The sequence below is a fragment of the Tabrizicola sp. genome, assembly GCF_034366665.1.
Taxonomy (GTDB): Bacteria; Pseudomonadota; Alphaproteobacteria; order Rhodobacterales; family Rhodobacteraceae; genus Tabrizicola.
Genome location: NZ_JAXMMF010000075.1, coordinates 26,013 through 35,079, shown reverse-complemented (window position 1 = coordinate 35,079; position 9,067 = coordinate 26,013). Strand labels below are relative to the sequence as shown.

Below are 9,067 nucleotides of genomic sequence, written 5' to 3'. Positions count from 1 at the left end.
CTTCCGCAAGCCGGAATGGCACATGGCGGCCCTGCGCGCGTTCCGTGCGATCGAAGACACGCTGGGCGAAGGCGACAAGCTCTATCACATGGCGTGCGGCCGCCGCAGCCCCTTCGAAACGACCGCCGAGGGTTACGCCCAGATGATCAGGGCGGCGAAGGGGATAAAGAGGGCGAGGCTGTTCGGCAGGCCCAGGGTGCGGCCGGTGCCGAGCCAGAGCAGGAAGTCCGGGATCAGGACGCCCGTGGCGATGACATAGCGCTGATAGACAAGGAGGCAGCCCGTGGCGATCAGGGCGGTGCCCAAGGTCATGATCAGCGGATGGACGCGGCAGATGGCGATGCCGAAGCCGTTCACAAGGCCGATCAGGATGGCCGAGGCAAGAGCGATGGCGATGGCCGGGGGCACTCCGATCAGCGGAGAGAGTGTGGCGGTCAGGTAGGCGGCGATTGTGGCGGCGGTGCCTACGGAAAGGTCGATGCCGCCGGTCAGCATCGTCATCGTCTGGCAGGCCGCCAGCATCGCCAGCGGAATGGCGATCTTCAGCGTGTTACTGGCCCAGAACATGCTGAGGACGCCGGGATTGAGGATCGCAAGGATGGCGATGAGGAGGAACAGAAGGCCGATCAGCGGCACCAGCGGCCGGTCGACCATCAGGCGGCCCAGGCGGGACATCGCGGTGGGGGTGTCGGTCATCGTCATGTCTTGCGCCCTCGGGTGGCCAGCACTGCCCCGAACATCACCACGGCGACCATGATCGTGCCCTCGATGATCGCGGCGACATTGGGATCGACGGACAGCAGGGTCAGGTCCATCCGCACGGTCCGCAGGATGAAGACGGCAAGGATCGGGCCAAGGATACCCCCCCTGCCTCCGCCCAGAACCACGCCCCCCAGCACCACGGCGGCGACCGAGGCGAGGAGGTAGGGACCGGGGATCGGCTCGCCGATCCCGGTGCTCATCGTGACGGACAGGCCCCCGAGCGCCGCGAAGAGGCCGCAAAGCGCATAGGCGATGATCCGGGTCTGGCCGACGGGTACGCCCGAGCGGAAGGCCGCCAAGGGGTCGGAACCGATGGCGTAAAGCCTGAGACCCAGCCTGGATCGGCGGATCGGCACCCAGATCACGGCGGTAACGACGGCAAGGAAGACCACGGCGCGGGGCAGCCAGTCGATCCCCGGGATGCCTCCGGCCGACAGGGCCCGCAGCCAGGGCGCCGCACCGCCCCCCGGCGCGTTCAGGATCAAGAGCGCGACGCCTTGCCAGACGAACAGCATCGCCAGAGTGACGACGATGTCGGGCACCTTCGAGACGGTGATCAGCGCCCCGTTGATGGCCCCCATCGCCAGACCAAGCAGCAGGACGCCAAGGACAATCAGCACCGACTGGCCATCCGAGGCCCCGTCCATCAGCACGGCCCCGGTCACACTGGCCACCGCCATCATCGCGGCGATGGAGAGGTCGATGCCTCCGGCCAGGACGACGATCGCCATGCCGATGGTCGCAAGCGCGAACGGCAACGCAGCGCGGGCCAGGCTGTCGAGGCCCGTGGTCCCGAAATCAGGCTGGATCAGCTTGGTGGTCAGAAGAAGAGCGGCCAGGAGGACGGCCAGCCCCAGGGTCCAGGCGTTGGCTTGGGTCCAGCGTTTCATGGTTGGACCCCATCGCGTCGGGCAAGGGCGGCTATCACATTGAGCGCCTTGCGGCGCGCGCCTTTTGTCTCGCCGCTTTGCGTGAAGGACGCAAAGCGGCTCGGACGCGACATGTGCTGCTTGAACCCGTGGCGCAAACCCCGTCGTGCCTCCGGCGGGGATACTTGGACCAATGTGAAAGGCCGGGGTTGAGCGGCCCGGCGACCCGAGGACCGCAACACGTGGCACGAACGACCGGCAGAGAGATGACGCTTGGCCGTCATGCCGGGGTCTTCTCGGTCAGACCGTAAGCGGCGCGCATCAGGGTGGCCTCATCGGCGTCTTTTGCGTCGATGACATCGACCACACGGCCGTTGAAGATCACCACGGCGCGGTCGCAGGCCAGCCGAATCTCGGCGAGTTCCGAGGTGTAGAAGAGAACCGCAGCCCCCTGGTCGGCCAGGTCGCGGACGAGGCCGTAGATCTGGCGCTTGGTGCGGATGTCGATGCCACGTGTCGGATCGAAGAGGAGAAGGGTCTGCACCCCCTTGGCGATCCAGCGCGCGATGGTGACCTTCTGCTGGTTGCCGCCCGACAGCCGTCGGACCTCGCCTTGCGCGCGGGTGTCGATCTGCAGCGTCTCGACAGCGGCATTGACCTTGGCGGCCTCGTCGCCCATCCGGATCGCACCCCAGTTCCGGACCCGGGCCAGCAGCGGCACGGCGATGTTATCCCGGACCGAGCGCGACATCAATAGCGCATGGGCCCGGTCGCCAGGCACCAAGGTCAGCCCCGCGGCGATGGCGTCGGCGGGGTGGTGGAAGGTCTTGCGGCTCCCGTCCACTTCCACCGTCCCAGCGCTGGCTTTGCGGTTTCCGGCAAGGACATCGAACAACTCGTCCTGGCCCTGGCCTTCCAGCGCGACAACGCCCAGAACCTCGCCCTTGTGCAGGTCGAAGGAAACGTCGGTGAGACGCGTGCCGGTCCTCAGGCTGCGGACCCGCAGGCGGGGAGTCTCGGCGGGAATTGGTTTCACCGGGCGTTCTTCGGCGACCGCCGCAGCAACGGCCCCGCCCAGCATCATCTCGACGATGCGGTCCTCGATCCCCGGTTCGATCTTCACGTCGCCCACGGTCATGCCGTCGCGCAGCACGGTCGCCCGGTCGCAGATCGCGGCGATCTCGTTGAACCGGTGCGAGACGTAGATCACCGACCGGCCCGCGTCGGCCTGGGACCGCACGACCCTCAGCACGCGGTCGACAAGGTCGGTCGGCAGGGCTGCGGTGAGTTCGTCAAGGAGGAGGACATCGGGTTCGATGGCCAAGGCCCGGGCCAGGTCAACGATGCGAAGCGAGGCAAGCGGCAGCGCGCGGATCATTGCGTTGGGCGACAGGTCCGGCAGGCCAAGCTCGCTGACCCAATGCCGGAACGGGTCCATCGGGGTGTCGCCAAGCCGCAGGTTGTCGGCGATCGACAGGTCAGGGATCAGCGAGGGTTCCTGGTAAACCGGCACGAGGCCCCATTTCCGCGCCCCCGCAGGGTTGGCGACGGTGCTGTCGCGGCCCTTGATGCGGACATGGCCCGCGTCGGGTTTCAGAACCCCAGTCAGGATCTTGACGAAGGTGGATTTGCCCGCGCCGTTAGCACCCATCAGGGCGACGACCTGGCCACGCCCGACCTGCAACGAGGCGTTCTTCAGGGCCTGGACCGCGCCAAAGCGCTTGGCGACGCCGGTGGCGTCAAGAATCGCGTCGGAGGTGGCATCCGGCATGGCAGGCTTTCGGACAAGGGAAGGCGGCCCCCGAGTCTTCCCGGGGGCTGCCACGGATCTGCCGGGCTTATTCGCCCGGGCCCTTGCAGGCGATGATCTGGTCCATCGTGTAGGTGGTCCAGCCGGGGATCGAGACCGAGACCGGCCATTCCGGCGACAGGTTCGGGTTCGCGGCGGCGGCGAGCTTGGCCTTGCCCTCGTCCGTCACGTTTTCCCACAGCTCCGGGTTCACCAGCACGGTCTTCTCGGCCGGCATCTTGCCGTCAAGGATCTGGACTGCCAGCGCCACGCCCGCACCACCGACCGATCCGGGGTTGGTGACGGCCGCGCCCTGCAGGCCTTCGACCGACGACAGCTGGCCCACAAATCCCGCGTTGTCGGCACCGACGACCGGCACCATCGGCGCGCCGCTTTCGACCAGCGCATCGACGATCACGTTGTCGATGCCGCTGGTCCAGATGCCTTGGAACGGCACGCCCGCCGCGATGATATCGTTGATCTGCTGCTTGCCCTGGTCCTGCTGCCAGCCGGTGAAGACCTCTTGCGCCACGGTCACGTCCGGGAACTCGGCCATCGCCCGCTTGAAGCCCTTGTCGCGGTCGTTGTCGGCACCTGCACCGGCGGCACCGCGCATGTAGACCACGGCCCCCTTGCCGCCCATCTGTTCAAACAGCCACTTCGCGCCGAGGTAGGCGTATTCCTCCTGGTTGTTAGACAGGATATAGGCCGAAGGCTCGGTCACCGCCTGGTCAACGGCGACAACCACGATGCCCGCGTCCGTGGCTTCCTTGATCGCCGCGTTGATGCCGTCGGCGTTCGAGGGATTGACCACGATGGCATTGACCCCAGCCTGGATCAGGTTGCGGATGTCCTCCAGCTGGCCCGCCGCGTCGGTGTTGCGATGCGCGATGTTCAGGCTTTCGACCTTGCCCGAGGCGAGTGCCTCGGCCTTCATGGCGCAGACCATCTGCTCGCGCCAGCCATTGCCCTGCACGGTGTTCGAGATGCCGATCTTGTAGCCTTCAGCCGAAGCCACACCGGTCAGGCCCAGGGCCATCGCGGTTCCAAGAAGCAGTCGTTTCATGGTGATCCTCCCAGATCGTTGGTTATCGTTGGTTACTTGACGTAAGGGCGCAGGACGTCCCGAGCCAGCGCGAAGCCGCGTTTGATTTTTGTATCGGTGCCTTCGAAGTCGCGGTCCTCGTGTTCGATGATGATGGGGCCATCATAGCCCGCGCGATAGAGGGTTGCGAAGAAATCTTGCCAGTCGACTTCGCCCAGGCCCGGCATGCGGGGGATCTGCCAGCCCATCCCGGCCGACAGGATGCCGTGGTCGTAAAGCCCGTCGCGGTCGATCATCAGGTCCTTGGCGTGGACATGGACCATTCTGGGTCCGAACTCGCGGACGAAGCGGCCCGCGTCGATCATCTGCCAGACCAGGTGGCTGGGGTCGTAGTTCATCCCCACGGCATCGCCCCAGGTCTCGAAGATGCGGCGCCAGACAATGGGTGAGTAGGCGATGTTGTGCCCGCCCGGCCATTCGTCATGGCTGAAGATCATCGGGCAGTTTTCAAACGCAAGCGTCACGCCACTGGCCTTGGCATGGGCGAAAATGGGGGCGAAAATCTCGGTCGCGCGGGTCCAGTTCTGGTCGACCGTCAGCGTCCGGTCGCCGCCGACGAAGGTGTTGACCAACTTCACGCCCATCAGGCTTGCGGCGGTGATGACCTTCTTCAGGTGCCCGATAACGGCCTCGCGGTGAGCGGCGTCGGCGTGGAGGGGGTTGGGGTAGTAGCCGAGGCCGGAGACGGTGAGGCCCTTCGCCTTCAGCATCCCCATGATTTCGCTGCCGCGCGAGGCGGTCATCTCCTCGATCGGCAGGTGGGCGGTCCCCGCATAGCGGCGTTTTTCGCCCCCGGCCTGCGGCCAGCAGGCGATCTCCAGCGCCTCGAAACCGGCGCTGGCAGCATAGTCGGCGACGGCCTCCAGCGGCGTGTCGGGGAAAGGGGCGGTAAGGATACCAAGCTGCATCTGTCTTATCCCACGTTGACCCAGGTTCCGCTTGCGGCGCTTTCCAGAACCGCGTCGCAGAACAGCATCTCGTAGTGGCCGTCGTCGAAGGTGGCCCAGGTGGACCCCTCTCCCCGACCCCCGCGTGCGACATCGCGGTAGACTTGGGTGAAAAAGGCGGCCCAGGTGTCCGCAAAGCCCTCCGGGTGGCCACCGGGCATGAAGGCCGCGGCCGCGCCCGTGGGGTTCATCAGCGACGGGTCACGGAGGAGGACCTGGTTCGGCGCCTCACGGTGGCCGATCCACAGATCCTCGGGGTGTTCGGCGGACCAGGCAGCAGATGCTTTCGAGCCGGAGATATCCCAGCAGAGAAGTCCCCGCCGTCCGTGGCTGATCTGGCTGGTGGACATCATCCCCCGCCCACCGTTGCCATAGCGCAGAAGGATGGTAGCCGCATCGTCCGTCTCGATCTTGCGGGTTTCCGTGGGGCCTTTGGTGGCGGTGAAGGTCTCCACGGGGCCAAGCGGCTTCTGGCGTTCGGGGATGAAGGTCGCCAGTTCCGCCATCACGGCAACGGGCTTTTGCCCGGTGACGAAGTTCGTCAGGTCCACCCAATGCGTGCCGATGTCACTGACCGAGCGGAGCGGCCCGCCCTCATCCGCTTCCAGCCGCCAGTTCCAGTCGGTGTCCTTGGCCAACCAGTCCTGGTGGAAATGCCCGGTGATCAGGCGCAACTCTCCCAACTCTCCGGCCTTCATCATCCCGTGGGCGTGTTGGTTCAACGGGTAAAAGCGCGTGTTGTAGCAAACCGCCGCAACCTTGCCGCTGGCACGGGCCATCGCGACCATTTCCGCCGACTGGGCCGAGGTCATGGCCAGCGGCTTCTCGCAGATCACATGCTTTCCGGCGGCGAGGATCGCCTTGACCTGCCCGTAATGCGCGACGTTGGGCGAAGTGACGTGGACCACCTGGACGGATGCGTCCGCCAGCAGCTCGTCCAGCGAGCCGTAGGCCTTCGCCACCCCCAAAGCCCGCGCCCGCTCGGCCCCCCGCGCGGCGCTGGAGCCAAGGACGCCGACGATCGGCATCCCCAGCCGCCGCAAAGTGGACAGATGCACCGCGCCAATGAAGCCGGTGCCGATGACGGCCGCGCCGATCTTGGAAAGGTCAGACAACGGAATATCCCCCATCAATGGCCAGGCAGGTCCCGGTCATGAAGCCAGCAGCGTCAGAGGCCAGGAACAGGACCGGCCCTGCAATGTCACCGGGCTGACCCCAGCGGCCCATCGGGGTTCGCAAATTAACGGCGGCCACATGGGCCAGGTCTGTCCGGCTGCGCGCTGATTGCTGCGTCACAATGAAACCGGGGGCCACCGCATTTACCCGGATACCGTCCCCGGCCCAGGCGATCGCCAGCGACTTCGTCAGCTGCACCACGGCGGCCTTCGAAGCGCCATAGGCCGGGTTCTTCGGGCTCCCGAACATCGCATACATCGACGCGATGTTGATAAGCGCACCCTTTGCGGCCTTGAGCGGCCCATGAAACGCCTCGGCCATGCGGAAGGTGCCGTGCAGGTTGACGTTGACGACATGGGCAAAGAACTCCGGAGCCATCTCCTCGCCCCGCGCGGTGATCGCGGCGCAGTTGACCAGCACATCGACCCTCTGATGCTGCGCGGCAAAATCCTTCACCGCCGCCCCGTCCGTCACATCAAGCCGGGTGTAGCTGAACCGCGCCGCATCCTCGGCCGCCGGCTCCGGCTCGGCCCCGGTGATCGCGACCACAGCCCCCGCATCCTGAAACGCCCTGGCAATCGCCGCCCCGATCCCCGCGCGGCTTGCGCCGACGACCACGACCTCCGCCCCGGCGAAATCGAACCGGCTGTGCATCATGACGTCCTCCCGCGGCCATGTTTGGCCAGCTTCCGAGTCGATGCAACGAATTTTTCATTTTCCCGATTATGGATGTTTTCTACCGTCCCCAGCCTTCGCCCCAGCCCCACGATCATCGCCTGAGCGACAACCATCGCCGGGACCTGGCTGCGGAAATGGCCCAGCCGCGCCTCGTTCACATACAGCACATGCGTCGCCAGCCCTGCCACCGGCGACAGCGCGTTGTCGGTGATCACCAGCACCCGGTTGCCCCGCGCAGCAGCCAGCCGGACAACCTCGACCGTCTCGGGCGTATAGTCGTCGAAGGTCATCGCCAGAAGGGTATCCCCCGGTCCCATCGCCGCCACCTGCATCCCGCGCATCGCCCCCAGATTGTCGATCAGCTGCGCGCGCCGCCCAAGGCTGCCCAACCCGTACACCGTGTAGGCCCCCAGCCCGAACGCCCCCCGCGCCGCCGCGACGTGCACCACTTCGGACGCGGCCAGCACCTCGACACAGGCCGCCAGTTGATCCCGGTCCAGCGCCTCTTCGATCCGCAACAGCGACTGGACGGCCGCCTGCACGAAGCTGCCGAAAACCACCCCGGGCTGATCGAGGTCGCTGTCCCCTGCCCCCGAGACCCGCTCGGCATAGGGCAGACGAGGGCCAAGAAGCCGCTCACGGAAGACCAGTTGCAGGTCGGCAAAGCCCTGAAATCCCAGCTCTTTGGCAAAGCGGGTGATCGTCGCCGGGGGTACCGAGGCCAGGTCGGCCAGCCGCACCAGGGTCGACACCGCCACCTCCTCGGGGTGATTCAGGAAGAACTGCGCCACCTGGGAAAGCCGTTTCGACAACCGCCCGGACCGCGCCACCAGCGCGGCACGCAATGCCTCGAAATCGCGGGGCGGAGCGTCCATCAGATCGCGCCCGCCACTTTCTGTTCCAGGTCGATGACCGCCCCGCTCATCGGGGTCGAGGCGTCGGACAGAAGAAACACGGCCAGCCGCGCGCACTCGTCGGCGCTGACCAACCGGCCAAGGGGTTGCGTGGCGGCGACCTGCGTCTCCCAGTTCTTGCCCAGAAGTTCCGTCTGGATGCGGCGCTCGGTCTCGGTCGCGACCCAGCCAAGGTTGATGCCGTTGACCCTTATGCTGTTGGCCATATGGGCATGGGCGGCGTTCTTCGTCAGCGTCAGCATCGCGCCCTTCGAGGCGGCGTAGATCGCAAGGTCCGGGATGCCGCAATGGGCGTTCATCGACAGGATGTTGACGATTGTGCCCCCCGCGCCCCTCAGCATCATGTCGGCGATGGCGGCCTGCATCAGAAGGAACCCCGCACGCCCGTTAACCGCAAAAACCGCGTCCCAGATTTCGGCCGTCCCGGTCCGGAACGAGCCGCGCGTCGTCAGCCCCGCGGCGTTCACCAGCCCGTCGATGCGCCCGAACCGCGCCACGGCTGCCACCGCGATGGCGGACGGGGCGGCAGGATCGAGAAGGTCGGCCGCCACAGCTTCGACCGGCACTGCCGCCAGTTCACTGGCGATCTGGGTCAGCCCTTCGGCATCCCGATCGGTCAGGACAAGGCCGCCCACCCCCTCGGCAGCCACCCCCTCGGCCGCCAGCAACCGCGCGATGGCCGCGCCGATCCCGCTGGCTGCCCCGGTGACGATGATCGTCTTCCGTCCTAGCCCAAGTTCCATGCCCAGCCCCTTGCACTGGCCCCGACACTGGGCCCCAACTGGCACCTCTGTGCGCATGGTTACCGGATGGCAGCCGTCTGGGAA

Annotated in this window: 9 protein-coding genes; all 9 read right to left on the bottom strand. The window is 66.5% G+C overall.

Translation table 11 applies throughout. The features are described 5' to 3' along the window. Window positions 1-132: 132 nt before the first annotated feature. The 9 genes from U1E69_RS10190 to U1E69_RS10150 all read right to left on the bottom strand — a co-directional run bounded on the left by U1E69_RS10190 (window position 133) and on the right by U1E69_RS10150 (window position 8,983). Window positions 133-702: an ABC transporter permease gene (locus U1E69_RS10190; protein WP_322244270.1), complete on the bottom strand. Its 570-nt coding sequence runs from the start codon at window positions 700-702 to the stop codon at window positions 133-135. Further along, window positions 699-1,652 (bottom strand): ABC transporter permease, encoded by a 954-nt coding sequence (locus tag U1E69_RS10185; protein ID WP_322244269.1) that lies wholly within the window; start codon window positions 1,650-1,652, stop codon window positions 699-701. The genes U1E69_RS10190 and U1E69_RS10185 overlap by 4 nt, the downstream gene beginning before the upstream one ends. A gap of 259 nt (window positions 1,653-1,911) precedes the next feature. After that, on the bottom strand, window positions 1,912-3,402 hold the full coding sequence (locus U1E69_RS10180) for a sugar ABC transporter ATP-binding protein (protein WP_322244268.1): 1,491 nt from the start codon (window positions 3,400-3,402) through the stop codon (window positions 1,912-1,914). A 67-nt stretch (window positions 3,403-3,469) separates the two neighbouring features. After that, window positions 3,470-4,486, bottom strand: a complete 1,017-nt coding sequence (locus tag U1E69_RS10175; RefSeq protein WP_322244267.1) for an ABC transporter substrate-binding protein — start codon at window positions 4,484-4,486, stop codon at window positions 3,470-3,472. Between the two features lie 32 nt (window positions 4,487-4,518). Continuing rightward, on the bottom strand, window positions 4,519-5,433 hold the full coding sequence (locus U1E69_RS10170) for a sugar phosphate isomerase/epimerase (protein WP_322244266.1): 915 nt from the start codon (window positions 5,431-5,433) through the stop codon (window positions 4,519-4,521). Window positions 5,434-5,438: 5 nt separating this feature from the next. Continuing rightward, on the bottom strand, window positions 5,439-6,587 hold the full coding sequence (locus tag U1E69_RS10165; protein ID WP_322244265.1) for a Gfo/Idh/MocA family oxidoreductase: 1,149 nt from the start codon (window positions 6,585-6,587) through the stop codon (window positions 5,439-5,441). Continuing rightward, window positions 6,580-7,305 (bottom strand): SDR family oxidoreductase, encoded by a 726-nt coding sequence (locus U1E69_RS10160; RefSeq protein WP_322244264.1) that lies wholly within the window; start codon window positions 7,303-7,305, stop codon window positions 6,580-6,582. Before U1E69_RS10160 ends, U1E69_RS10165 begins: the two co-directional genes overlap by 8 nt. Further along, a complete protein-coding gene (locus U1E69_RS10155; protein WP_322244263.1) occupies window positions 7,302-8,201 on the bottom strand; it encodes a MurR/RpiR family transcriptional regulator in 900 nt (299 codons plus the stop codon). The genes U1E69_RS10160 and U1E69_RS10155 overlap by 4 nt, the downstream gene beginning before the upstream one ends. Next, window positions 8,201-8,983, bottom strand: a complete 783-nt coding sequence (locus U1E69_RS10150) for an oxidoreductase (protein WP_322244262.1) — start codon at window positions 8,981-8,983, stop codon at window positions 8,201-8,203. The genes U1E69_RS10155 and U1E69_RS10150 overlap by 1 nt, the downstream gene beginning before the upstream one ends. Window positions 8,984-9,067 lie beyond the last annotated feature (84 nt).

Bases quoted from the DNA above. Each gene is read 5' to 3' on its own strand.
- U1E69_RS10190 (WP_322244270.1), bottom strand. From the start codon at position 702: ATGACGATGACCGACACCCCCACCGCGATGTCCCGCCTGGGCCGCCTG.
- U1E69_RS10185 (WP_322244269.1), bottom strand. From the start codon at position 1,652: ATGAAACGCTGGACCCAAGCCAACGCCTGGACCCTGGGGCTGGCCGTC.
- U1E69_RS10180 (WP_322244268.1), bottom strand. From the start codon at position 3,402: ATGCCGGATGCCACCTCCGACGCGATTCTTGACGCCACCGGCGTCGCC.
- U1E69_RS10175 (WP_322244267.1), bottom strand. From the start codon at position 4,486: ATGAAACGACTGCTTCTTGGAACCGCGATGGCCCTGGGCCTGACCGGT.
- U1E69_RS10170 (WP_322244266.1), bottom strand. From the start codon at position 5,433: ATGCAGCTTGGTATCCTTACCGCCCCTTTCCCCGACACGCCGCTGGAG.
- U1E69_RS10160 (WP_322244264.1), bottom strand. From the start codon at position 7,305: ATGATGCACAGCCGGTTCGATTTCGCCGGGGCGGAGGTCGTGGTCGTC.
- U1E69_RS10155 (WP_322244263.1), bottom strand. From the start codon at position 8,201: ATGGACGCTCCGCCCCGCGATTTCGAGGCATTGCGTGCCGCGCTGGTG.
- U1E69_RS10150 (WP_322244262.1), bottom strand. From the start codon at position 8,983: ATGGAACTTGGGCTAGGACGGAAGACGATCATCGTCACCGGGGCAGCC.